We start from the raw sequence: 23,198 nt of genomic DNA on the forward strand, positions 1-23,198 counted from the left end.
GAGATGCTGATCCGCAAGCTATTTCCCAGGCGGGGAGCACCTGGAATTACCCACGTGTGCGCCGGGAAACAGCGGTGGCGTAATTCCGGCGCGGGACATCAGGGGGACTCGGCTGGCGGGCCCGCGAAAGCCCGGGGCGGCTCAGCGGGCGGCGGCCTTGCGGTAGGCGCCGACGGCTGCGGGGACGACCACTGCGAGCAACACTGCGATGAGCACGAGGGAGAGCGGGATGGGGTACTGGACGGGCAGCGCGCTCTTGCCGGTGCCGGTCGAGGTGTTGCCGAACAGCTCACGGCAGGCGGCCACCACGGCGCTCACGGGGTTCCACTCGCACAGCGAGCGCAGCCAGCCCGGCAGGCCGTTCAGCGGAATGAACGCGTTCGAGAGGAAGGTAAGCGGCATGACCAGCACGAACGCGATGGAGTTGACCGCCTCGGCGCTGCGCGCCAGCAGGCCGATGAGCGCGCCGAGCCAGGACATGGCGTAGCCGAGCAGCAGCAGGATCCCGAATCCGGCGATGGCCTTCGGCAGGCCGTTGTGCACCCGCCAGCCGATGAGGTAGCCGACGACGGCCATCGCGACGCAGGCGATGACCGCGAGCGTCAGATCGGACAGGGTGCGTCCGATCAGTACGGCCGACCGGGACATGGGCAGGGAGCGGAAGCGGTCGACCACACCGTTGCCGATGTCTGCGGCGACGCCGAGCGCGGTGTTGCCCACGTTGGTGAGCATCATCTGGGTGAAGATGCCGGCCATCAGATACGAGCGGTAGTCGCTGCCCGGCACGGAGATCGCGCTGCCGAACAGGACGCCGAAGACGGCCACGTACGCGACGGGCATCAGCGTCACGCTGAGCAGCTTCTCCGGGATACGGGCCAGATGTTTCATGTGCCGGCCGAACAGTGCGGACACATCGCTGACGAGTTCCATGGCGCCCTCGTCCTATCCTTCCTTGCTGGTGGTACCGCCGGTGAGGGCGAGGAACACATCGTCGAGCGAGGGCCGCCGTACGGCGAATCCGGCGGGGCGCACCTGAGCGGCGTCCAGGGCGGACGCGACCTCGGCGACCGTTTTCAGCTGGTCCCGCAGCGCTACGGAGACCACGCGTCCGTTCTGTTCGACGGCCGGCTCGGCGGCGGTGACGTCCCGCAGGGCCGTGACGGTGGCGGGAAGCGCGGCGTCGTCCTGGACGGTCACCTCGAGCCGTTCGCCGCCGACCTTGGCCTTGAGCTCGTCGGAAGTGCCGTCGGCTATCACCCGGCCGCCGTCGATCACGGCGATCCGGTTGGCGAGTTGGTCGGCTTCCTCGAGGTACTGGGTGGTCATCAGGACCGTGACACCGCTGGCGAGCTGCTCGCGGATCATGTCCCACAGGTTGAGTCTGCTGGTCGGATCGAGGCCGGTGGTCGGCTCGTCGAGGAAGAGCACCTTGGGGTCGGCGATGAGGCTGGCAGCCAGGTCGAGCCGCCGTCGGGTACCGCCGGAGTAGCTCTTGACCTGCCGCTCGGCGACGTGGCCCAGGTCGAGCCGGTCGATCAGGGCATCGGCACGGTTCTTCGCGATACGGCGGCCCAGGCGGAAGAGCACCCCGATGAGCTGGAGGTTCTCCCGACCTGTGAGTCGTTCGTCGAGTGCCGCGTACTGGCCGCTGAGGCCGATGCGGCGGCGCACTTCGCGCGGCTGGGTGCGGACGTCGTATCCGGCGACGCGGGCGCGGCCCTCATCGGCTTTCAGCAGCGTGGCCAGCACCCGCACCATGGTCGTCTTGCCGGCTCCGTTGGGACCGAGGATGCCGAGGAGCGTTCCAGTGGGTACGGACAGATCCACTCCTCGCAGCGCCTCGTGGTCTCCGTATCTCTTTCGAATTCCTTCGGCCTCTATGGCGATTTCCATGAATTCACACCCCACGTACTTGGCATTGCATTCTGCACCGCATAAGTTCATGAGCGCGCAAAGCTGTGACCGATGGCACACAGCCGGATCAGCAAAGAAGTTCGTGAACCCCCGTTCATCTGCCGCGAATTACCAGTAAGTAATTTCCTTCCCGACGGCAGCGAAAGTACACCAACAGCCAGATGACCCTGTCAAGCGATCACTCGAACGCAAGAACCAACACCCGCTGGTAACTTAACCGCGGACCACAGAGCGCCGACCGCCGAGCATCATCCCTTTTTACCCTCTTTCATCCATGCCGCTCCCCTACCCGGGTGGCAGATTCTGCCCATTGGAACCAGGCCTCGACATCTGCAGTTCCGACGGAACATCGAATTTATCCACCAAGGAAACACCAAGTTAATTGTCGGAACCCTGCCTAATACCTGACGGTCACTCATATGTCCACCAACACCGACTACTTGGGGGTCCTGAAGTGGTGAACTGCAGTGAATCGCCTGGCGACTGACGGAGTGTCCTGTGCTACGCCCTCGTCAGCAGGGCCTTCCCCAGGAGGTCGTAAAGGCCCAGGCGCCGTACAAGTCCGCATCGGGGCCGGCTGACGCCAACTGCAACCAGTCGTCAGGCACCGCGATGCCACCGATCTACGACCAGTAGAAGAACACCGTCACCGGCAGCAGCGCAGAATAGGCGGTCACCGGTGGCCACCAGCCGATCTACTCGTCGGGTCAGCGGCGGTGACGAGTTCGGCGCGGGCCTCGTTGACCAAGACACGGCGGTGAGTCGGCCGTCGAAGAGGACGTCGAACTCGTTGAGAGCGGACTTCCAGCGGTTGTTCCAGCGCTGGCGGCCGCGGCCGGTGGGGTCGAGGGCGATGGTGGCGAGGTAGAGGCGTTTGAGGGCGGCCTGCTCGTTGGGGAAGTGCCCGCAGGCCTGGGCCGCCCGCGAAGATTCGGGCACTCGTCGAGGAGACCGTCGCCACCCTCAAGTCCTGGCGGCTCCTCCGCAAACTGCGGTGCTCGACCACCCGGATCACCGGGCCCGTCCAGGCCGTCCCACCCTGCATCTGACGCGTAAATAGGAGCACGTCAAGGTGCGTGTGGGCACGGCTGGGTGCCCGGTCGCCGTGGAGGCCGTCGGGTATCCGGGGTCGGGGCGGTCAGGCTGGGGTTCCCATGGGGTTGAGCGTGACGGTGTAGCCGAGCTGGTTCAACGCGGTGATCGCTCGACGGGTGGCGCGTTCAGGGTCGCGCTGGGTGAAGTAGGCACCGCCGAGCTCGTGGTACGGCTTGTGATCGGTGAGCATATGCCAGACCGCGGTGATGATTGAGTGTCCGACGGCGACCAGGGCTTTCAGCGGGCCGCGACGTGCGGCCAGCCGCTTGTAGCGGGCCTGCAGATAGCAGTCCTGGGTTCTCGCCGCGCTGAACGCCGCGAGTCCGAGAGCGCCTTTGAGGTAGGGGTTGCCGGGCCGGACCTTGGTGCTCTTGGTGCGGCCGGCGGACTCATGGTGGCCCGGGCAGACCCCGGCCCAGGAGGCGAGGTGCTTGGCCGAGGCGAACCGGGCCATGTCCCCACCGGTCTCCGCGATGATCACGTCGGCGACTCCCGGGTTGATTCCGGGGATGGTGTCGAGCAGGTCCAGTGCGGGACGAAAGGGGGCCATCGCCTCCTCGATCCGCCCCGTGAGCTGGTCGATCATCGCGGTGAGCTGGTCGTACTGGTCCAGATACAGCCGGGCCAGGAACGCGTGGTGTTCGCGGAAGCGTCCCGTGAGCGCCTCGGTGAGCTCGGGGATCTTGCTGCGGAGCTTGCGTCTGGCCAGGTCGGCGAGGATCTGCGGGTCGCGTTCTCCGCGGATGAGGGCTTCGAGCATGGCCCGGCCGGAGACGCCCATGATGTCGGAAGCAACCGCGGACAGTTTGATCCCGGTGTCCTCCAGTAGCTTCTCCAGGCGCTGGACCACGCGGCCGCGTTCGCGAGTGGTGACAGTGCGGGCTCGAGTCAGATCCCGCAGCTCACGCACCGGTTGTGGCGGGACGAAGGAGGGGCGGACCAGCCCGTGGGCGCCGAGCTGAGCCAGCCAGACGGCATCCGAGACGTCGGTCTTGCGGCCGGGCAGGTTCTTAACCTGCCGCGCGTTGACCAAAATGACGTTCAGATCCTCGGCCAGCACGTAGTAGTAGGGCTTCCAGTAGTCCGAGGTGGCCTCGATCACCACCAGGGTCACCTGCGCGGCAAGCAGATGATCCCGCAGGGCGAGGACCGCGTTGGTCGTGGCGCCCCAGGTCGTGGTCTCGGTCGTGAACGACCCCCGGCGCCGGGCATTCGGCGTACGGATGCACACCTTGGCGTCCTTCTTGCTGATGTCCATCCCCGCGCAGCGTTCGTGCAGCACGTCCACGGCCCGCTCCTTCCATCCATGAAGGGCCAGGAGGAACGCCGTCCCGGGAGGGCCAGGGTGAATCAGGAATTCTGACGCACGTGCTCACAGCAACGCTCCACGGTCCCCGTGGTCGGCCCTCAGCACCATGCTGACCAGCGAGCTGCACAGCATCACAGAGGCATCGGTTTCGGCCGGAACGAACACTTCATGATCCCGAACGGGGCCCGTCCCTCGACAGGGCAGACAGAAGCACCTCCGGCGCGCGCCACAGCATTTACCACGCCCCCGGCGCGCACCGAAGGTGCGCTGGACTGCTGACCAGCTCAGAGTGAAGATGGAAAGGGCTTCCTGTGTCCAAAGCGACTCCTTCCAGGACGATCTACAGCCAGATCACCGCACGCGGCAGCCGCAACTCGACGACACCCGCTCGGCAGGGCGGAGGACTCCAGATCCCTGAGGTGCGTTCACTCGGATGGCCCGTGTGCGGAGACGAGCCGACAGGTGTCCTCGACTCTGGAATCCCGGGCGTCGCCTGACGCCCTCGCACCGGAGGAGTGGCATGCGAATATCTTGCAAGTCGCGCGGCAACTTGAACATCGTCCGTTGGGGGGCAGCATTTCTGGCAGTTTCAGGAACCGCCGCCGTCCTGGCAGCCGTAACGGCGCAGGCCGGTGGGACGAGCGGTGACCCCGGCAGGGAGAAGCCCACCATCGTGCTCGTACACGGAGCATTCGCTGACGGGTCCAGCTGGAACGCAGTGGTGCAGCGCCTGCAGCAGGACGGCTATCAGGTCATCGCCCCGCCCAACACGCTGCGCGGCATACCTCAGGACTCGACGTACCTGAACAGTCTCCTGAAGACCATCAAGGGGCCGATCGTCCTCGTCGGACACTCCTACGGCGGCGAAGTGATCTCGCAGGCGGCCGCTGGGCTCGACAACGTCAAGGCATTGGTGTACGTCAACGCGATCATGCCGGACAAGGGGGAGTCGTTCGCCAGCCTCTCCAGCAAGTTCCCGGCCGCTCCGATCATCCAGGCGTTCAAGCAGGTGCCGTTCCGCAATGGCGACGGCACCACGGGCACCGACGTTTATGTCCAGCCTGCCAAGCTCCACGCGACCTTCGCCCAGGACCTCTCTCAGCAGCAGGCGTCCGTCATGGCATCGACGCAGCGCCCGATTGCGCAATCGGCGTTCACCGACAAGCTCACCGAAGCGGCCTGGCGGGACAAGCCGGTCTACGTGCTCCTCGGCAAGCAGGACCGGGCCATAGACCCGAGCCTCGAGCGTTACGAGGCCAAGCGCGCACATGCACGCAAGACGGTGGAGATCAACTCCTCGCATGTGTCCCTGATCTCCCATCCCCAGGCGGTCACGAATCTCATCGTGAGTGCGGCCCGCGACTCCGGTCACCAGTAGGCGAACGCCGACGAGATCCGGGACACCCCGCGGGAGTATGTAGCTCAGCGGCTCGGTGAGTCTGACGGTGTCCTAATTATCGACGAGACAGGCTAAAGAAAATGACGAACCTGGTTACTTCAGTGGATCCTGAAGCGGTGGTCGGGGAATGGTGAGGGCGGGTTCACCAAAGGCGAGGAACGGGAAGCTGCTAACGTATTCAATCGAGGTCGGCCTGGCCAGTCTGCTGAGCTACTGGACGGCCACTGGAATTTGGTCGAGCGCTCATCGGCCATACGAGGATGGGCAACTCGGCGGCATGTGGGCTGCGATTTCTACGATATTCGTGGTCCGGGAATGCAAAAGTAAGAGTTTAACTGCGGCGATCGCCCGCATGTCGGCGACGCTCATCAGCTTCGTACTCTGTCTGGTTTACCTCGCGTTCTTGCCCTTCCATGCGTGGGGCCTCGCTCTGCTCGTGGCCTTGAGCGTCCTGGTGCCCGGGCTAGTCGGACGGCCGGGCGACGAAGTGACCGCAGCCATCACCACCACGGTCGTCATGGTCGTCGCAGGACTGAACGCGCACGCGGCCTGGAAGCAACCGCTGCTACGTTTGGCGGACACCTCCATCGGCGTAACCGCAGGAATTGTCACGCTGGTCATCGTGAGTCAGATCGGCAAGTGGACAGGCAGGGGCCGCATCTCTCAACCGGATCGATCAGCCACAAGCCGGGCCGACTGATCCCTCGCGCTTTCACGAGGTGGGCCTTCGAGCGCTGAATCAATAGCCCGGATGGGCTCCCGGCCCGCAACTCCGTCGCGGATGCTCCTCGCGCCGCCCGCCCTTCGGCCCGGTCTGCCGGGGCGGAGGCAGCGGGCTCCGCCAGCGCCCACTGTTCATCGGTCAGATCCGACGGATACCCGCCGGCGCCGCTCACCCCAGACTCAACGACTGCCACAGCCGCAGGGCACGGCGGATCGCAAACACGGCCTCAGGCTCGGCCGTGGAGTGCGTTTGGAGCGCGCTGCCCGCAGCGGTGCCGTCGGGGACTACACGATTGGACGCAACAGAGGTGCAGAATGAAGCTCCCCGATTGACTCTGGGATCTGGGGCAGGAGACGCCGTGAGTATCCAGGCTAAATGCTGGACTTCACAGAAAACGGCCGGAATCAAGGGCATGACTGATGCTGCTAGACCAACGATCAGCGGCATTCGCTATTTTTGCTACGCCCACCTCGATGGCAATCGAGAAGACTGCCTTGGCGGGTGGCGCGCAGCGCAGAGGATCGGTCGCGGTCTCAGAATCTTCGAGTTAAGGCGTGCTCGCACATGACGGACAGCGCGCCAGCTTTTCTCGGTCTGTTCTACGTCGAGCTCACTCGGCGGCCAAGGCCGCGATGACCGCTGGAACCAGCAACACGAAGGGAAGCGCATCAACATGGCGAATTCAGCACTCAAGAAGGTCCTCATCACGGGAGCGGGTACCGGCTTCGGGTATGAAGCCGCCATGCGTCTGGCGGAAAAGGGTTTCGCCGTGATCGCCGCGGTGGAGATCTACGCCCAGGTCCAGACGCTGAAGCGGCAGGCGGCCGAGCGAGGGGTAAAGCTTCAAGTCGAAAAGCTCGATGTGACTAACGACGGTGATCGTCGCAAAGCTCTCAACTGGGGTGTGGAGATCCTCGTGAACAACGCAGGAGTCGGCGAAGGCGGCTCAACGGTTGACATTCCCGCACCGAACATCCGGCACCAGTTCGAGGTCAACGTCACCGGACCGCTGCTCCTCACTCAGGGGATCGCCAAGCAGATGGTCAAGCGCGGCGCCGGAAGAATCGTTTGGGTCTCATCCCGAGAGGGCCTGAACGTCAACCCCTTCACCGGCATCTACTCCGCCTCCAAGCACGCGGTCGAGGCGATCGCCGAAACCATGGCCTACGAGCTGCAGGAGCACAACATCGAAGTCGCCACGGTCAACCCGGGGCCATTCCTGACTGGCTTCAACGACCGGATGTTCCAGACCTGGGAGAGCTGGGAGGACGACCCGTCTGAGCGGCTTTTTGACTACTCCAAGCTCGCCTTCCCCCGAGCTCAGTTCGATCCTGAGGCCGTCTATGCGACGTTGACGTCCGTCGCTGCCGGAGAGGTCGACAGTTTCCGCAATCTGGAGCCCACGTCGATGCTCGAAGAGACCAAGCGTCTCCAGCAGGTTCCCTGGGAGCGCAAGGTCACGGATGGCCTCGGGACCCGTCATCAGGCCATCCAGCACTCCTACGAGATGCAGCCTGAGACTCCCGTCGCCGGCTGACCGCTTCCCCGATTGGGAGCCCACTGACGTGCTGCGTCGCCCCGCAATTTGACCTGGGGAGGGCAGCAGCCTTGATCTGCATGACTCATGGTGGACAACATCAGGCGAGCTGAATCAAACAGCATCCCATCAGGGGCTCGGGGCCCTCAGCCGTCTACGCGGTCCCGTGCAGGCCGCTGCGTACCGGCTGATGAAGATGGCCTCGCAGACTGGCCAGCGACGGGCCATCTCGGACGTGACCCGGGTGGTGTCGGGGGCCTCGCTCATGGTGCCCGTGCCGAGCACCGCGACTACGGGCCTTCCCTGCCCGGACGACGGCGTCCGGTTCGCTTCGCTCATCGTCGCGCCTCCATGCGCTCGGCGCGCCGCGCACCGCGACGGCCGGCGTGCATGCCAGTGGTGTCGACCGCCTGGCTGTGTCACTTTCACGGGGAGTCATTTCGAGGTGACTTGGGGAGTCGTTTCGCGGCGCCAGGCAAGATCAATGTCAGTGACTTCTGGTGTCACTGCCATCTGCATGAGAGCAGAGGGGCCGGAGCCCTGAGCGAGAGCTGTCCCAGGGAGCTGTCGATAAATAACTCCTGGGTTTTTGAGGCCTGTTGGCCCGTAGGATTCGGGTGTGTCGGAGGGGATCGAGGCGGGGTTGGCGGAGGCGTTCGGGCTGTTGCTGCCGCATCTGGACGAGCGGCAGCGACGGCTGGTGCTGGGGGCCGCTGCCCGTGTGCGAGGGCACGGCGGGATTCGCCGGGTGGCTGGTGCTGCGGGAGTGGCGGAGTCGACGGTGTCGCGCGGGCTGCGTGAGCTGGAACAGTGCGGAGAGCCCGATGACCGTGTTCGGGCGGCGGGCGCGGGCCGCAAGCAGCTGCGGGACGTCGATCCGGAACTGGTCCCGGCCCTGCTGGCGCTGGTCGAGCCGGACCAGCGGGGAGATCCTGAGTCGCCGCTGCGGTGGACGGTGAAGTCGACCCGTGTCCTGGCCGCGGAGCTGTCCCGCCAGGGGCATCGGGTCGGCCACGACACGGTGGCCGCGCTGCTGAAGGCCGAAGGATTCTCCCTGCAGGGCACTTCGCGCACCACCGAGGGTGCCCGCCACCCGGACCGGGACGCCCAGTTCCACTACATCAACGACCAGGTCAAGACGTATCTCGCGGACGGGCAGCCGGTCATCAGCGTGGACACCAAGAAGAAGGAGACCCTGGGCGAGTACGCGGTCGCCGGGTGCGAGTGGCACCGGGTCGGGCAGCCGATCCGCGTACGCGCCCACGACTTTCCCGAGAAGGGCGCCAAGAAGGCAGTGCCGTACGGGATCTACGACATCGGCGCGGACACCGGATGGGTGTCGGTGGGCTGCGACGGCGACACCGCCGCCTTCGCCGTGGCCACCCTGCGACGCTGGTGGGACGGGGAGGGACGGCAGCGCTACCCGCGTGCCGCCCGCCTGCTGATCACTGCCGACGCCGGCGGATCCAACGGCTACCGGGTCCGCGCCTGGAAGAGCGAACTCGCCGCTTTCGCCCACGAGAGCGGCCTGGAGCTGACCGTGTGTCACTTCCCGCCGGGTACTTCAAAATGGAACAAGATAGAGCACCGGCTGTTCTCCCAGATCAGCATCAACTGGCGCGGCAGGCCCCTGACCAGCCATGAAGTCGTGGTCAGCACCATCGGCGCGACCCGCACCCGCACCGGACTCGCCGTCCACGCCGAACTCGACCCCGGCACCTACCCCACCGGCGTCACCGTCCCCGACGACGTCATGGACCGCCTCCCTCTCACCCCGCACGACTGGCACGGCACCTGGAACTACACGCTGCGGCCCGAGCCCCTCGCACCGCCGCCCCCGGCACGGCCCGCCGAGTTCGGCCGCTTCCCCGCCGGCGACAAACTCCCCGCCTGGCTGCGACACCCCAGCCTCACCGGACTGGAGCCCTGGGCCTTCGACGACCTCGTCGCCCGCTATCGCGACTATTGCGCCCAGCACCCCCCGGTCCTGCTTCCCGGGAAGCGCCCCGACGGCGGCCCGGGCGCCGGCGGCCGACGACTCTCCGCCGCCGACACGGGACAAAATCCCGCTTCGGTAGGGGTCCTTGCGGAGCGCCTGCTGAAGGAGGCATTGACGTAGACGGCAGACGCGCAGAGAAGGCCTTGAGGTGTTCGTGTGCCCGCGGAACTGGCGCGGGGCCAAGGTACCTCGAGTAGAAGATCGAAAGTCTTTGTCGGTTCGCCGAGCGGGTGCGGAAGGGGCCGACCGCCTGCGGGCTGGTCGTTCTCGGTGTCGTCGGGAACGCCCGCTCGCGGGGTCACACCTCGGCGAGGCCGAGTTGACGCAGCATGCCGAGTTCGTTGCTGCTTCCCCAGCGTTCGACAAGCTTGCCGTCGCTGTCGAAGCGGCTGATCTGCATGCCTCGGTAGCTCACCTTCTTGCCGGTCGCCGGTTGCCCCATCAGTGGTCCCAGATGCGTCCCGGTGATGGTGTAGGCGAAGGCCAACTCGTCGTCGGTAGCCACCAGATGCGCCACCTCGCCGTGCAAGTCAGGAAAGGCTGCTCGCAACTCGCCGAACATGGCCTTGTACCCTTCGGGTCCCGGCACCTGTCCTGGGGCGGGGTCATGGTCGATCGAGTCGGGTGCGACGATCTCGTCGAGGGCGTCGAGGTTGCCGGTGACGACGGCCTCTCCGAAAGCAGTCTGTGCGGCGATGTTTGTCTGCTGAGACATAGGCACTCCTCGGGCGCGTGCCAGCCACTGGCCTGTCCGTCGGCAAGAAGCACCAGCTCCGGCTGCCCGAGGGCCCTCGCTGGTCACCGGCCCGCTCTCCTAAGCCGTTCCGAGGGCGTCGCGCAGGAATGCGACGGCTTGGTCGATGGCCGCTCGGGTGGCCTTGGACTGGCTGAGCGAGTTGAGCATCATGAAGTCGTGCACCGTGCCGTCGTAGCGCACCGTAGTGACCGGGACGCCGGCGGCGCGGAGCTTGGCGGCGTACGCCTCGCCCTCGTCGCGCAGCACGTCGGCCTCGTCGACGACCAGCAGGGCGGGCGGCAGGCCGGCGAGCTGCTCGGGGCTGGCCCGGTTCGGGGACGCGGTGATCTCCGCGCGCTGTTCCGGGTCGGTGGTGTAGGCGTCCCAGAACCACTCCATCAGCCTTCGGCTGAGGTAGTAACCGCTGGCGAACTGGTCGTAGGAGTCGGTGTCCATCGCCGCGTCCGTGACCGGGTAGTACATCGACTGGTGAACGAAGGTGACGTCACCGCGCTCCTTGGCCATCAGAGCGAGCGCCGCGGTCATGTTCCCGCCGACCGACTCGCCGGCCACCGCCATGCGCCGGGCGTCCAGCCCCTTCGACGCTCCCTCACGCGTGATCCACTGCGCGGTCGCGTAGCCCTGTTCGATAGCCACGGGGTAGCGCGCCTCCGGCGAGGGCGTGTACTCCACGAAGGCCACGGCGGTACGGGCACCGACCGCCAGCTCCCGCACCAGCCGGTCGTGGGTGCCGGCGTTGCCCAGCACCCAGCCGCCGCCGTGCATGTACACCACGACGGGCAGTGTTCCGGTGACGCCCTGCGGCTTGACGATGCGTACCCGCACGTCGCCCACAGTGGCCGGTACGGTGATCCACTCCTCGTCGACCGGCAGCTTGTCGACCGGCGCGGCCTGCAGGTCGTCGAGGACCCTGCGTGCTTGGGCGGGTTCCATCTCGTACAGGAAGGGGTGCTGCGAGGTCGCGTCGGCGAGTTCCTGCGCCGGGCGCTCCAGGACGATCGAGGCGGACTGAGCAGCCATGGCAATGCTCCTTGGCGATGCTGAGAAGCGCATACTGAAGCGGCGTAGGGCGCCGGCCGGCAAGCGCCGACGCCACCAAACGCTCGGGCCCTGGGAGTGAGTCCTTGTTCGAGGTTCAAGGCCCTCATTCAAGCCCCATGGGCTGATGCACCCATCGTAATCGCCCATCGCGCGCCCATCGACTTCGGAGCGCCGGGCCGACGCCAGGACCTCGGCCTTCGGCTTCGTACTCGACTGCGCGGCGTCAGCGTTGGTGCGCGAACTACTGGCCACCCGTCGAGGCGAGAGCAGACCGGGCCGGCGCAACTGATCGTGGCGATCAAGCCCAGCAGACCGATTGTTCCTAACGGCCAGGACCCGGACCGAGGGCTGCCCTGGAGACGCGCGGCATCGGCTACGTCCTTGCCGTTGCCTGCTCCATACGGGCACGGATCAATGGTCGCCGCACTCCGATCCGCGCGGATATCCTCGCAGAGCGCCGGCCCGGGCGCGAAGGGCCCGCGATACTGCGACTGAACCTGGGTCCAGACCGGCTCGGCGGTCACCGCCGCCTGTTCATCCACCGCAACCGGGCCATCGGCGAACTCGCCTTCCACCTGTGCTGGTCACCCGCCGCGGTGCCCTTCGGCGGCTGGACCAGGAATTCGATGCGGAGTCAGCGCCCGGGTGACTCCCAAACGGCTGTCGAGGTGCTGCTGCCTGATCAGGGTTGCCCGGCGCGTGAGTCGAGCGGGGACGGCGTATATGTGGTGGTGTTCCGCCGGCCCCTCCGATCGGGCCGATGCTCGTCGAAGTACGCCGGAAACTGCCCCCGGGCGGGGCCCTGCCCGGGCCCGTCGAGTCGAGCGGAAACCGGACAGTCCTCCCGACACGTTGAAGTTTTCTCATCGAGCGACTCCTGAGGCCGTGTCCTACAAGGCTGTTGGCCGTTGCGCCGGAGGCATGGGGAGTACCGGGTGGGGACTGACCGATACAGCAGGTGATTCGGAGCCCGCGGGGTGCACATGATGTCGACTTCCCCCCATCGGGAGCCGGCTCGCGTCGGTGTCGTGGGTCTGAGCGCGAGCGGCGGGTGGGGCGGCCATCGCCCATGTGCCGGCTCTTGCGAGGCTCGACGGATACGAGTTGCGGGCCCTGAGCGCCAACAGCACCCAGTGCACCCGGTCGGCGTCAACGAGGTCGGCACCTCGACCCGTCCCGCACGCCGCCGCTCGGTTCCCCCTGAGATGGGGTGCAGGTCGCGTCCCCGGCGTGGGTGAACGAGCATCTGCCGGCCGGCGAGCCGCCCCGCGCATGCGCTGCCCCGGGCCGCACCGCTTCCCCCATGCATGGACAAATGTCCATTATGTGATGGCAGCGGGGCTTTCAGTGGACGGAGTCGGGCTCGATGAACGCGAATCTGGCCGCTCTGGTGGCCGTGGTGGTCATCGCCTTGGCGTTCGACTTCACCAACGGCTTCCACGATGCCGCGAACGCGATCGCGACGTCGGTCTCCACCCGCGCGCTGACCCCGAGTGCCGCGCTGGCGCTCGCGGCGTGCATGAACTTCGCCGGTGCGGCGCTGGGCACGGGGGTGGCCAAGACGGTCGGCGCGGGCATCATCGCCACGCCGACCAGCTCCCACGGTCTGAGCGTGGTGTTCGCCGCCCTGATCGGGGCCATCTGCTGGAACCTGATCACCTGGCGGCTGGGGCTGCCCACCTCCTCCTCCCACGCCCTGATCGGCGGGCTGGTCGGCGCCGCGCTCGCCGCGGCCAGCGGCGTGCACTGGAGCGGGGTGGTGGACAAGGTCGTCCTGCCGATGGTCTTCTCGCCCCTGCTCGGGGCCGTGCTCGGCTACCTGGTGCACACGTTGATTCTGTGGATCTTCCGGCGCGCCCGGCCGGCGCAGGCTACGCACGGTTTCCGTATGGCGCAGTCCGTCTGGGCGGCGGGGATGGGCCTGGGGCACGGCCTGCAGGACGCGCAGAAGACGATGGGCGTGATCGTTCTCGCGCTGGTCACCGCCGGGCAGCAGGCCACGTTCGACGTGCCGTGGTGGGTCATCGGGGCGGTCGCCGCCTCGATGGCCGCGGGAACGTACATGGGCGGCTGGCGCATCATCCGCACGCTGGGACGGCGGATCGTGCACCTTGACCCGCCGCGCGGTTTCGCCGCCGAGTCGGCCGCCGCGAGCGTGCTGTATGCGACGGCGTTCATCTGGCAGGCGCCGATCTCGACCACGCACACCATCACCTCCGCGATCCTCGGAGCCGGCGCCACCCGGCGGCTGTCGGCCGTGCGCTGGAGCATGGCCCGCAACATCGCCACCGCCTGGCTGCTGACCATGCCCGGCGCCGGCCTGGCCGCGGCCGCCACCTACGCGTCATCCACCTGGTCCTGGGAACCTGACCGTAAAGAGGTGCGTGCGATGAACGACTTCGGCGCACACCCCGTCGTGCTCCAGCGGTACACGCATCTGAGCCCGGCGGACGGGATGTGCCTCATGGAGTACGTCTCGCTCCTGGCCGGTACCGGCTTCACCGACCGCCCGGCGTGCACCGATGACCTCCTGGCGGCCCTTGCCCGGATGGTCAACGACGCCGTGAGCAATACCGGCCGCAGCCGGCTGATCCACCTCGCACCCCTGCTGGTACGCGGCGCGCCGGATGCGGGAGTGCGCGACCGGGTCGTCTTCCACTGCTGGGATGCGGTCAGTGCCGCCGCGCCTCCCGGCAGCCGGGCCGAGCGGCGCGCACACCGCCGGCGCGACATGGCCCGCGCACGGCTCAAGGCCTGCCGGCGGGAGGGGAGGGTGCCGGCGTGGCTGCGCCTGCACGGCCCGGCACGCCGCGCCGCAGAAACCACGGTACGGGTGCTGTCAGCCCGGCCTCCCGCCGAAGCCGACCGGGCGCTGCTGCGGCTGCTGACCCTGTGCGGCGTTGAGCTCGAAGTTGCCCCGCGTGCCGGCGAAGGCGATGGCGGTGTCCTCGGACAGCGCCTGGATGCAGACCATGACCATCGCCTCGCACTGGGTTGGGTTCACCTTGCCCGGCATGATCGAGGAGCCGGGCTCGTTTGCCGGGAGGACGAGTTCGTCGAGGCCGCAGCGGGGTCCTGAGGCCAGCCAGCGGATGTCGTTGGCGATCTTCATCAACGGCACGGCCAGCGCCCTCAGCCCGGCGGAAGCGCCGACCATGGCGTCCAGGCCGCCCTGGGCGGCGAACTTGTTCTGCGCGGTGGTGAACGGGTAGCCGGTCGCCGTGGCGATCTCGGCTGCGACCTGCTCGCCGAATCCGGGCGGGGCGTTGAGCCCGGTCCCGACCGCGGTGCCGCCCATGGCGAGCTCGTACAGGCCCTCGGCGGACCTGGTGACCCGGTCGATGCCTTGTTGCAGCCGGTGGGCGTAGCCGGACCATTCCTGCCCCACGGTGAGCGGGACGGCATCCTCCAGGTGGGTGCATGCGCGCCGGCCCCGCCCCGACGACCGACACCGAGCGCCAGGCCGCCGAAGCCCGCACCTCGCTCACCACAACACCCGAGCCCGAATCGGCCACCCCGGAGTCGGAGACCGTCCCGGCCTACACCGCGGATCAGCGGGAGATGCGGGCGGTAGGCGGCGCGGCGGCGCGTGGCGGCCCGGCCTGGGGCGGAGTCGCGGCCCTGGTACGCGCGGGACTGCTGCCGGGGGGTGCCGCAAGGCCTGCACCCTGGGCAGCAGGTGCTCGTGGATCTCCTTGACCGCGGCGATGAACCCGCGCGCCGCCACCCGCCTGGCCGCCGAGGTCGGCATCACCGACGTACACGCCGGGCTGCTGCCCCAGGACAAGGTCGCCGTGATCCGGGAACAGGAGCGGGCCGGACGCCGGGCGCTCGCTGTCGGCGACGGCGTCAACGACGCCCCGCCCTGGCCGCCGCGCACACCGGCATCGCCATGGGCCGGGCCAGCTCCGACCTGGCCCTGGCGACCGCCGACGCGGTCATCGTCCGCGACGAACTCGCCACCATTCTCACTGTGGTGGCCCTCTCCCGCCGGGCCTGCCGCCTGGTGGTCCAGAACCTGGTCCTCGCCGGCGTCTTCATCTCCGGACTGGTCGTCTGGGACCTGGCGGCCCCCCTGCCACTGCCCCTCGGTGTCCTCGGCATCGTCGGCCTCAACCGCCTGCGGCTGCTGCGCGAGGCCGCCTGGACCCGGGCCTGCGAGGAGGGCCGCCGCTGACCCGTTGCGCCCACGGCCGGTCGCACCCGCGCTGGTGCGGCGGGCCGTTGACGTCCGACGGCTTCGACGGCGCTGCTGAGGCGGGAGACACAACCCGCAACACATGATCGACATTCATATGGACATGGATTTCATTTTCATCTACCGTGAAGAGCGCCGACACCGCACAAGCCATAGGGGGTGATGTGCCATGGGCGGCCGGATGACACGGCAGCGCAAGGCGGTCACGCGCACACTCGCGGGTTGCCAGGACTTCGTGTCGGCCCAGGAGTTGTACGCCCTTCTGGTGGCTGGCGACCACGCGATCGGCCTGACCACCGTCTACCGCGCCCTACGTGAGCTGGAGGCGGACGGCGCCGTGGACGTCGTCCGCGACGCGGCAGGCGGAAGGCTCTACCGGCTGCGCCCCGCCGACGGGCACCGCCACTACCTGATGTGCCGCGACTGCGGCCGCAGCCGGCCGGTGGACTCCGATGTCGTCGAGGAGTGGGCGGGCCGGATCGCTGCCGACACCGGCTTCGCCGCGGTGAAGCACACCGTCGAACTCACCGGCGTCTGCACCGACTGTCTGCCCCGCATAGATGGATGCCGACCGTCCGGGGACCGAGGAGAAGAACCGCCATGCCACTGGGATCGCGCCGAGGACCCGCGGGGCCGAATCCGCAGCTGCGCGAGCTGAAGGAGACCGTGCGCGCCCTGCTCGGACTCGACGACGACACCGCCGTCATGGTCCGCGAGCTCGCCTGCACCGAACCGGGCTGCCCGCCACTGGAGACGGTCGTCGCCGTGCTGCCGATAGAGGGCGAGGCCCGCTGTCGGACCCTGCACGACCCCGCCGACCAGATCACCGAAGACCACCTGCGGGCCGCCCTGCTCGCTCCTGAACAGCACAACTAGGAGACTGACTTGACCACCCCCGAACCTCGCAGTCAGCGGGTTCCCGTCACCGTCCTGACCGGCTTCCTCGGCTCGGGCAAGACCACCCTGCTCAACAGCATCCTCACCGAGAACCACGGCCTGCGGATCGCCGTTATCGAGAACGAGTTCGGTGAGGTCGGCATCGACGACGCGCTCGTCCTCGACGCCGAGGAGGAGATCTTCGAGATGAACAACGGTTGCATCTGCTGCACCGTGCGCGGCGATCTCATCCGTATCCTGAGCGCGCTCATGCGCCGACGGGAGAGGTTCGACCACATCCTCATCGAGACCACGGGTCTCGCCGACCCCGCGCCCGTCGCCCAGACCTTCTTCATGGACGACGAGATCGCCTCCCAGCTGCGTCTGGACGCCATCGTCACGCTCGTGGACGCCGCGCACGTGCTCCAACACCTGGACGAGGTGAAGCCCGAGGGCGTGGAGAACGAGGCCGTCGAGCAGATCGCTTTCGCCGACCGGGTCGTGCTCAACAAGACCGACTTGGCCGACGAGGAGACGATCGCCGAGGTCGAGGCCCGCGTGCGGTCGATCAACGCCCCGGTGCAGATCCTGCGCGCCCGGCACGCGGAGATCGACCTCCACCAGGTCCTCGACGTGGGCGCGTTCGACCTGGAGCGGGTGCTCGCCGACGACCCGTCCTTCCTCACCGAGACCGAGCACCAGCACGACACCACCGTCACCTCGGTCGGCATCGAACTGGACGGCGAGCTCGACGAGGACCGGCTCAACGCCTGGCTCGGCAATCTGCTGCGCACCAAGGGCGTCGACATCTTCCGCTCGAAGGGCATTCTCGCCGTCGCCGGAGCGCCCAAGCAGTACGTCTTCCAGGGCGTGCACATGCTGTTGGACGGTACTTTCGGACGCGACTGGCGGGAGGGCGAAGCCCGCACGAACAAGCTGGTGTTCATCGGCCGAGACCTCGACCGCGAGGCCCTCGAACGCGGCTTTGCCGACTGCCTGGCCACGACGGGAGTGGCCGCGTGAGTACGACTGCGGAGTCCCCGCTCGCCTGGGACATAAGCGTCCACGACGCACCCGTCGCGCTCAGCGCACGCGGCGATCTGGTCGCCGTCGCGGGGGCCGCGGGGACCGTGAAGGTCCTTGACGCGGCGATGGGTGCCGAGATCGGGTCGTTCGACCTTTCCGGAGGCGCACTCGGCGTCGCGCTCTCCCCGGATGCCGGGCACGTGGTGGCGACCGGCCCCATGGGGTACGCACTGTGGCGCCGCTCCGACGGGCGTACGACCGTCCGGGAGTCCGGCGCCTGGTCAGCCGCCGCCGCCTGGGCCGACGGCATGGGGGTTCCCCCGGACGAGCGAAGCCGAGGTGGGGGGAGGGTCGCCGTTGCCGCCGGCCGTCGCGTGCTCGTACTCGACGCGGAGGGAGACGAGTTGTGGCGCACGGAGCCCGCCGCCTCCACCGTCACCGACCTCGCCTGGATGCGCCGGGGCCGACGCCTGGCCGTGGCGGCGTACGGGGCCGTGCGCTGCCACGAGCGGCACACCGAGAAGCCGGTCGCCACCTATCCCTACGTCGGTTCGCACCTCGCGCTCGCCATCGCACCCACCGGGAAGTGGATCTGCAGCGGCAACCAGGACGCCTCCATCCACATCTGGAGAGCGCGGGACGGCGGCGGGCTGACCATGTCCGGCTACCCGGAGAAGGTCTCCCGCCTCGCCTTCGACGACACCGGCTTCTGGCTTGCCGCCGACGGCGCACCCGACGTCACGGTGTGGGACTTCTCCGGCAAGGGACCGGAGGGCACGGCACCGCGCTCGCTGCGCTGCCACGAGACGGTCACCGCGCTCGCCTGGCGGCCGGGGGCCGCCGGGCATCTCGCCAGCGGCGGCGCCGACGGGACCGTAGCCCTGTGGTACGCCACGGCCGGACGGCCGCAGGCGTGCCTGCGTCCGGTGCGCGAACTCGACGGCACCGGCGCGGCGGTCGCCGCGCTGGCCTGGGCAGGCCCCCACCTGCTGGTCGTCGCCCGGCGGGACGGCCGGATCCGGACGTACGGCGTACCGTCCCGGACCGCGTTGTGAACCGGTCCGTGATCCGGGCGGCCGCTCCCCGGCCCTGCACCCTCGTCGTGTGCCGGGGCTGCTGCTGCGGCAACCCGCGCAAGCACCCCGGCACCGACCACGCCTGGCAGCTGGACCGGCTGCGCGCCGGCGCGGCAGAACACGGCTTCCATGTCCGTACGGCGGACTGCCTCGGCCCCTGCGACCAGGCGAACGTCATCGTCGTACAGCCGTCCGCCTCCGGGCGCCGGGCCGGGGGCCGTGCAGTCTGGGTCGGCTTCGCGATGGACGACGACTGCACCGACGAGCTGCTGCGCTGGGCCGCTGAGGGCGGACCCGGCATCGCCGAACCGCCAGCCACCCTGGCGCTCCAGCTCATCCGTCCACCGCGCGAGGCCCGCACCCGTGCACGCCGATGACATCGACGCCGGTGGCCGCGACGTACTCGCGGCCACCCGACTCGACGAGGCCACCGCCGCCTCGATCGCCACGACGCTCCAGGCCCTGGCCACACCGTCGCGTCTGCTGATCCTCACCACCCTGCGGCAGCGCCCGTACCCGGTCGGCGAACTCGCCTCTGTCGTCGGCATGGAGCAGTCCGCCGTCTCCCACCAGCTGCGCCTGCTGCGCGCCCTTGGCCTGGTCGCCGGCCGACGCGACGGCCGACGTGTCGTCTACAGCCTCTACGACGACCATGTCGCTCAGCTCCTCGACCAGGCCGTCCACCACATCGAGCACCTGCGTCTCGGGGTACGCGACCTCGACTGACAGTGTGGCCCAGCCGCCGCGACACTCCCCTCACATATGCCTGGATTGCCCTACATTGAGCCGACGATGCACGGTCTGCGACAGCAGCACACACAGGCCACCCAACGGCACCCCAGGAGCAGCGCATGACCACCGCCGCCGAACACCGCACCCACGACGACCACACCCACACCCACGGCGAGGGCTGCGGCCACGTCGCCGTCCGCACCGTCAGATGACAAGACCACAAGGAGCCGGCGCTTCCCCCTCGCCGCTATGAAGCGGCCGGGTGGCCGTGCAGCCGTGGTGATGACCGCTGCCTTTGCAGCAGTCCTCGGTTTGCAGGCCTCACCAGCAGCGGCATACGGGGTCAACTGCGTGAAGACCGCTGGCTCGGGGCAGTCCAACTACGCCTGCATCAACGTTTTTGGCTGCGGGTTGTACGTCGAGAAAGTGCGGGTCTCCGTCCAGTCGTGGAATTGGTTCCCGCCGTTTCCAGGGTCTGCCTGCGACGTCAAGGCAGAGGCATGGGTATCGAGGAGGGACAGAACCCGTGGAGTCGGAAAGGGCGGAATCCTACCTGTAACAACGGCTGGACGTCCGTCGAGTTCGTGCTGAACAAGAGGATGGTCCCGTACACGGACATCCGCGCGCGGGCCGCCGTGGAAGACAAGGCCCCGAACGAGCCTCCGGTGTGCCTCAAGATCTGCCCTTGATGGGCGCTGTCGCTCGGATGACGTCGAGAGAATCAGCGCCAAGGTTACTCGTGGAAGGCAGATGGATCAGCCCTGCGTCGGTTGGACGGAAGCCGCAGGCGTCGAAATAGAAGGATCCCAGCTCGGGCGTGAAGTCGACGTGCAGCCACTCGCAGCCCGCCGCACGCGCACGAGTCGCCGCCAGGCGGACGACCGCCGTACCGATACCGCGGTGTTGGTGCGAGCCCCGAGTCTTTGTGTCGATCAAGAAGGCGTGGTCTCCGCCGTCCCAAGCCACGTTCACAAATCCGAGAAGGAGTCCGTCACCGTCACGGGCGGTCACCCAGCCAAGACTGTGCGGCTGGATCTTGCTCCACCAGCCGGCAACGGCATGGCCGTCGTGCGAACGGACAAGGTCGACCATCTCGTCGTCCGTGATGGGGTCGCGCCATGCGTAAGAGATCACTCCGCTCACTCTGCCAGCATTGCCGACCGGACTCCGGTTCAATCCTTTCGGATCGGCTTCCCCTGGTTCGTTCGCAACGGCTGCGGGGTGACTTCTTCGAGGAGCTGGGGGCCGTCGTCACGGACGTCGTTGACGGCCGTGGACACCGGCCGTGCGGCCAAGGGCCCTGGGTCGGGAGCGCACCGCTGACCCGCATGTTTGGGGGTGTCGTCACGAGGCCCCCTCTGACAGACCCTAACGCTCCTGTGCGAGGAGGCGGGTGAGAGCCTGTCCCAGTTCGTGCTCCGGGCGGTCCGGGCGTTCAGTGGAGCGCCAGGTGATGAAGCCGTCCGGGCGGACGAGAGTCGCACCGGTCGGTGTGATGCCGTACGCGTCCAGGAACCGGGCCTCGGGGTCGTGGAGCTGGCAGTTTGACATCCTCCCCTCCCAGGGGAGGGGATTCGTGGCTCAGGCTGCTCTACCTTCTTGTTCGGGTTGATCGAGCCATTCGTAGGGTCGCCCAGAGGTGCTGGGTGTGGCTATCAGGCTGCTGCCGTTCCATGGCTCTGGAGGCTTGGCCGCCCGGCGCCTCACGACGACTCGGCCGCCGATTAGGAAGTGCGAACAAGTCGCTGTGTAGAGCAATGCCAGCGAGGTCGTCCGTGGCACGAACAGCACGAACACGAACGTCAGGAGCACGATGAGGCGGATATGGGTGGGGATCGACAACGGCAAGGGCCACCATCACGGCCGCGCCCTGGACGGGGACGGCAGGACACTGCTGTCGCGGCGGGTTGCCAACGACGAGCCCGAGCTGCTGAAGCTGATCGGCGATGTCCTTGACCTGGCCGACGGGCGCCAGGTCACCTGGGCGATCGACATGACCGGCGGGGAGCCCGCGCTGTTGCTGGCCTGTTGGTCAGCCACGGCCAGGAGGTCCTCTACATGCCCGGCCGGCTGGTGAACCGGGCCTCCGACGGCTACCGCGGCGAGGGCAAGACCGACGCCCGCGACGCCTACGTGATCGCAGACCAGGCCCGGATGCGCCGCGACCTGCGGCCCATCCGCCCCGGCGACGAGGCCGCCGTCGAGCTGAAGCTCCTGACCGGACGCCCGGCCGACCTGGTCGAGGACCGCACCCGCGCGGTGAACCGCCTGCGCGGCACCCTGTTGAGCCTGTTCCCCGCCCTGGAGCGGGCTCTGGACGTGACCAACACCGGCCCGCTGAGACTGCTGACGGGCTACCAGACCCCGGCCGCGATCCGCCGCGCCGGAGTCTCCCGGCTGACGAAGTGGCTGGCCAACCGCAAGGTCCGCAACGCAAGGTCCCTGGCGGGCGGAGTTCTTATCCCTGGGGGACACGACTCCGCACGCGGTGCAGGTGTAGGTACGTTCCGAAAGTGGAAGTGCGTGCTTGGTTCTCGCTCCGCACGATGCGCAATCCATAGTGGTATGCGCGGTGTGTACGAGGCGGACGTCCCGCCCGTGCTTGCGCCCCATCTCGATCAGGCCATCTTGGTGGCGCCCGTGGTGGCGTCGGCCGCCTTGCGGGCCATGGTGGTCTTGGCGAGGAACTTCGGCCGCAAGTCCTCGACGGCGATGGCGTCGTGGTCGCGGACGACGCGCTTGGCCCGCTTGCGGGCGGTGTCCTGCCGCTGCCGTGCAACCTTCTTGGAGACCTGCGCGGCCCGCCACTGCGCCTTCCTGTAGCCCTTGGACGCGGCCTGCCCCTTCGCGGGCCGGCGGCGGGCCATCATCCGCTGATACCGGGCGAGACGCTGCGCGGCCCGCTTGCCGTGTTCGGCGTGCGGGAGGTCGTGCGCGTCCGATGTGGTTTGAGGGCGATGCGGCCGCTGACGTAGCTCGGCAGGGGCGTGGCGAGGTCGTAGAGGTCGTTGCGCTGCACGCCCGTGCCGCCGGTCTGCGTCAGGTGGTCCAGGACCCGGCGCACCCCGGGGTGCCAGTCGCCGAACCACGCCTGCAGGGCTGCCAGATCGCCGCCCGGCGCGGGCACGCGCTCGGATGCCGGGGCACAGGCGAACCAGTTCGTGCGGCCGCCTGCGCGCGGGATGACGCCGAAGCGGGCGCGCCGTCCCCAGGTCTCGGTCATCCCGTCGGTGTCGAGGTCGGCGGTGCCGTGCCAGGCGGTGACGCCGGAGTAGCGGGGGCGGTGCGCGTCGCCGAAGAGCACCGTGCGGGCCCGGCTGCGCAGGCCGTCGGCGGCGATGACCACGTCGTGGCCGGTGAGCTCGCGGACGTCGGTCACCGCGGAGCCGTAGCGCACGACCCCGTCGGCGAGCGCGGCGGCCAGCGTCTGCAGCAGCGCGGGGCGGGCGGTCACGTGGACGGTGTCGCCGGTGCGGCGGCGCAGGGCGGCCATGTCGACGTTGCCGATGAGGCCG

Annotated in this window: 17 protein-coding genes and 8 pseudogenes; 14 read left to right on the forward strand and 11 right to left on the reverse strand. The window is 68.3% G+C overall.

Annotation, left to right across the window (positions count from 1 at the left end; translation table 11 throughout):
• Positions 1-141 precede the first annotated feature (141 nt).
• The 3 genes from ACFY4A_RS31965 to ACFY4A_RS31975 form a co-directional block, all read right to left on the reverse strand.
• On the reverse strand, positions 142-930 hold the full coding sequence (locus ACFY4A_RS31965) for an ABC transporter permease (RefSeq protein WP_384438376.1): 789 nt from the start codon (positions 928-930) through the stop codon (positions 142-144).
• Positions 931-942: 12 nt separating this feature from the next.
• Positions 943-1,893, reverse strand: a complete 951-nt coding sequence (locus ACFY4A_RS31970) for an ATP-binding cassette domain-containing protein (RefSeq protein ID WP_390832813.1) — start codon at positions 1,891-1,893, stop codon at positions 943-945.
• 621 nt (positions 1,894-2,514) lie between these two features.
• A complete protein-coding gene (locus ACFY4A_RS31975; protein ID WP_390832814.1) occupies positions 2,515-2,853 on the reverse strand; it encodes a hypothetical protein in 339 nt (112 codons plus the stop codon).
• On the opposite strand from ACFY4A_RS31975, the pseudogene ACFY4A_RS31980 reads away from it, so the two are divergent.
• Positions 2,838-2,963: pseudogene (locus tag ACFY4A_RS31980) on the forward strand (IS5/IS1182 family transposase); the annotation flags it as partial. The gene ACFY4A_RS31975 and the pseudogene ACFY4A_RS31980 sit on opposite strands and share 16 nt — an antisense overlap.
• A gap of 89 nt (positions 2,964-3,052) precedes the next feature.
• Here ACFY4A_RS31980 and ACFY4A_RS31985 read toward each other — a convergent pair.
• Positions 3,053-4,297 (reverse strand): IS110 family transposase, encoded by a 1,245-nt coding sequence (locus tag ACFY4A_RS31985; RefSeq protein ID WP_390832815.1) that lies wholly within the window; start codon positions 4,295-4,297, stop codon positions 3,053-3,055.
• 541 nt (positions 4,298-4,838) lie between these two features.
• Here ACFY4A_RS31985 and ACFY4A_RS31990 point away from each other — a divergent pair.
• From ACFY4A_RS31990 to ACFY4A_RS32005, 4 genes and pseudogenes are all read left to right on the forward strand, one after another.
• On the forward strand, positions 4,839-5,696 hold the full coding sequence (locus tag ACFY4A_RS31990; RefSeq protein WP_390832816.1) for an alpha/beta fold hydrolase: 858 nt from the start codon (positions 4,839-4,841) through the stop codon (positions 5,694-5,696).
• A gap of 298 nt (positions 5,697-5,994) precedes the next feature.
• Positions 5,995-6,417, forward strand: a complete 423-nt coding sequence (locus tag ACFY4A_RS31995) for an FUSC family protein (protein WP_383063659.1) — start codon at positions 5,995-5,997, stop codon at positions 6,415-6,417.
• Positions 6,418-7,114: 697 nt separating this feature from the next.
• Positions 7,115-7,978 carry an SDR family oxidoreductase gene (locus ACFY4A_RS32000; protein WP_390832817.1) on the forward strand — a complete coding sequence of 288 codons (864 nt, stop codon included), beginning with the start codon at positions 7,115-7,117 and terminating at the stop codon, positions 7,976-7,978.
• Between the two features lie 643 nt (positions 7,979-8,621).
• Positions 8,622-10,030, forward strand: a pseudogene (locus tag ACFY4A_RS32005) (ISAzo13 family transposase); the annotation flags it as partial.
• Between the two features lie 245 nt (positions 10,031-10,275).
• Here ACFY4A_RS32005 and ACFY4A_RS32010 read toward each other — a convergent pair.
• On the reverse strand, positions 10,276-10,692 hold the full coding sequence (locus ACFY4A_RS32010; protein WP_390832818.1) for an ester cyclase: 417 nt from the start codon (positions 10,690-10,692) through the stop codon (positions 10,276-10,278).
• A 99-nt stretch (positions 10,693-10,791) separates the two neighbouring features.
• On the reverse strand, positions 10,792-11,754 hold the full coding sequence (locus tag ACFY4A_RS32015) for an alpha/beta hydrolase (RefSeq protein ID WP_390832819.1): 963 nt from the start codon (positions 11,752-11,754) through the stop codon (positions 10,792-10,794).
• Between the two features lie 1,387 nt (positions 11,755-13,141).
• Between ACFY4A_RS32015 and ACFY4A_RS32020 the strand changes: the two are divergent.
• A pseudogene (locus ACFY4A_RS32020) lies at positions 13,142-14,145 on the forward strand (anion permease).
• Between the two features lie 469 nt (positions 14,146-14,614).
• Here ACFY4A_RS32020 and ACFY4A_RS32025 read toward each other — a convergent pair.
• The gene (locus ACFY4A_RS32025; RefSeq protein WP_390832820.1) at positions 14,615-15,163 is read right to left on the reverse strand and encodes a lyase family protein; all 549 of its coding nucleotides are present in this window, start codon (positions 15,161-15,163) and stop codon (positions 14,615-14,617) included.
• Between the two features lie 322 nt (positions 15,164-15,485).
• Between ACFY4A_RS32025 and ACFY4A_RS32030 the strand changes: the two are divergent.
• The 7 genes and pseudogenes from ACFY4A_RS32030 to ACFY4A_RS32060 all read left to right on the forward strand — a co-directional run.
• A pseudogene (locus ACFY4A_RS32030) lies at positions 15,486-15,952 on the forward strand (HAD-IC family P-type ATPase); the annotation flags it as partial.
• A gap of 190 nt (positions 15,953-16,142) precedes the next feature.
• A complete protein-coding gene (locus ACFY4A_RS32035) occupies positions 16,143-16,631 on the forward strand; it encodes a Fur family transcriptional regulator (RefSeq protein ID WP_390832821.1) in 489 nt (162 codons plus the stop codon).
• A gap of 8 nt (positions 16,632-16,639) precedes the next feature.
• Positions 16,640-16,849, forward strand: a complete 210-nt coding sequence (locus ACFY4A_RS32040; RefSeq protein ID WP_390832823.1) for a hypothetical protein — start codon at positions 16,640-16,642, stop codon at positions 16,847-16,849.
• Positions 16,850-16,858: 9 nt separating this feature from the next.
• Positions 16,859-17,872: a CobW family GTP-binding protein gene (locus ACFY4A_RS32045; RefSeq protein ID WP_390832824.1), complete on the forward strand. Its 1,014-nt coding sequence runs from the start codon at positions 16,859-16,861 to the stop codon at positions 17,870-17,872.
• Positions 17,869-18,930 (forward strand): WD40 repeat domain-containing protein, encoded by a 1,062-nt coding sequence (locus ACFY4A_RS32050; RefSeq protein ID WP_390832825.1) that lies wholly within the window; start codon positions 17,869-17,871, stop codon positions 18,928-18,930. The genes ACFY4A_RS32045 and ACFY4A_RS32050 overlap by 4 nt, the downstream gene beginning before the upstream one ends.
• On the forward strand, positions 18,927-19,328 hold the full coding sequence (locus ACFY4A_RS32055; protein ID WP_390832826.1) for a (2Fe-2S) ferredoxin domain-containing protein: 402 nt from the start codon (positions 18,927-18,929) through the stop codon (positions 19,326-19,328). Before ACFY4A_RS32050 ends, ACFY4A_RS32055 begins: the two co-directional genes overlap by 4 nt.
• Entirely contained in the window at positions 19,315-19,677 is a 363-nt protein-coding gene (locus ACFY4A_RS32060; protein ID WP_390832827.1) for an ArsR/SmtB family transcription factor, read from the forward strand. Before ACFY4A_RS32055 ends, ACFY4A_RS32060 begins: the two co-directional genes overlap by 14 nt.
• 678 nt (positions 19,678-20,355) lie before the next feature.
• Here ACFY4A_RS32060 and ACFY4A_RS32065 read toward each other — a convergent pair.
• Both ACFY4A_RS32065 and ACFY4A_RS32070 read right to left on the reverse strand, forming a co-directional pair.
• A complete protein-coding gene (locus ACFY4A_RS32065) occupies positions 20,356-20,826 on the reverse strand; it encodes a GNAT family N-acetyltransferase (RefSeq protein WP_390832828.1) in 471 nt (156 codons plus the stop codon).
• Positions 20,827-21,051: 225 nt separating this feature from the next.
• Positions 21,052-21,237: pseudogene (locus ACFY4A_RS32070) on the reverse strand (hypothetical protein); the annotation flags it as partial.
• Between the two features lie 259 nt (positions 21,238-21,496).
• Between ACFY4A_RS32070 and ACFY4A_RS32075 the strand changes: the two are divergent.
• Positions 21,497-22,131: pseudogene (locus tag ACFY4A_RS32075) on the forward strand (IS110 family transposase); the annotation flags it as partial.
• On the opposite strand, the pseudogene ACFY4A_RS32080 reads toward ACFY4A_RS32075, so the two are convergent.
• Positions 22,129-22,631: pseudogene (locus ACFY4A_RS32080) on the reverse strand (RNA-guided endonuclease InsQ/TnpB family protein); the annotation flags it as partial. The pseudogenes ACFY4A_RS32075 and ACFY4A_RS32080 overlap by 3 nt on opposite strands.
• Positions 22,550-23,198, reverse strand: a pseudogene (locus ACFY4A_RS32085) (hypothetical protein); the annotation flags it as partial. The pseudogenes ACFY4A_RS32085 and ACFY4A_RS32080, both read right to left, overlap by 82 nt.

Origin of the sequence: Streptomyces sp. NPDC001292, from assembly GCF_042896465.1 — a bacterium.
Classification (GTDB): domain Bacteria; phylum Actinomycetota; class Actinomycetes; order Streptomycetales; family Streptomycetaceae; genus Streptomyces.

What these genes read in the sequence shown, in the direction of transcription:
- ACFY4A_RS31965 (WP_384438376.1), bottom strand. Translation starts at nt 930, where the DNA reads ATGGAACTCGTCAGCGATGTGTCCGCACTGTTCGGCCGGCACATGAAA.
- ACFY4A_RS31970 (WP_390832813.1), bottom strand. Translation starts at nt 1,893, where the DNA reads ATGGAAATCGCCATAGAGGCCGAAGGAATTCGAAAGAGATACGGAGAC.
- ACFY4A_RS31990 (WP_390832816.1), top strand. Translation starts at nt 4,839, where the DNA reads ATGCGAATATCTTGCAAGTCGCGCGGCAACTTGAACATCGTCCGTTGG.
- ACFY4A_RS31995 (WP_383063659.1), top strand. Translation starts at nt 5,995, where the DNA reads ATGTGGGCTGCGATTTCTACGATATTCGTGGTCCGGGAATGCAAAAGT.
- ACFY4A_RS32000 (WP_390832817.1), top strand. Translation starts at nt 7,115, where the DNA reads ATGGCGAATTCAGCACTCAAGAAGGTCCTCATCACGGGAGCGGGTACC.
- ACFY4A_RS32010 (WP_390832818.1), bottom strand. Translation starts at nt 10,692, where the DNA reads ATGTCTCAGCAGACAAACATCGCCGCACAGACTGCTTTCGGAGAGGCC.
- ACFY4A_RS32015 (WP_390832819.1), bottom strand. Translation starts at nt 11,754, where the DNA reads ATGGCTGCTCAGTCCGCCTCGATCGTCCTGGAGCGCCCGGCGCAGGAA.
- ACFY4A_RS32035 (WP_390832821.1), top strand. Translation starts at nt 16,143, where the DNA reads ATGGGCGGCCGGATGACACGGCAGCGCAAGGCGGTCACGCGCACACTC.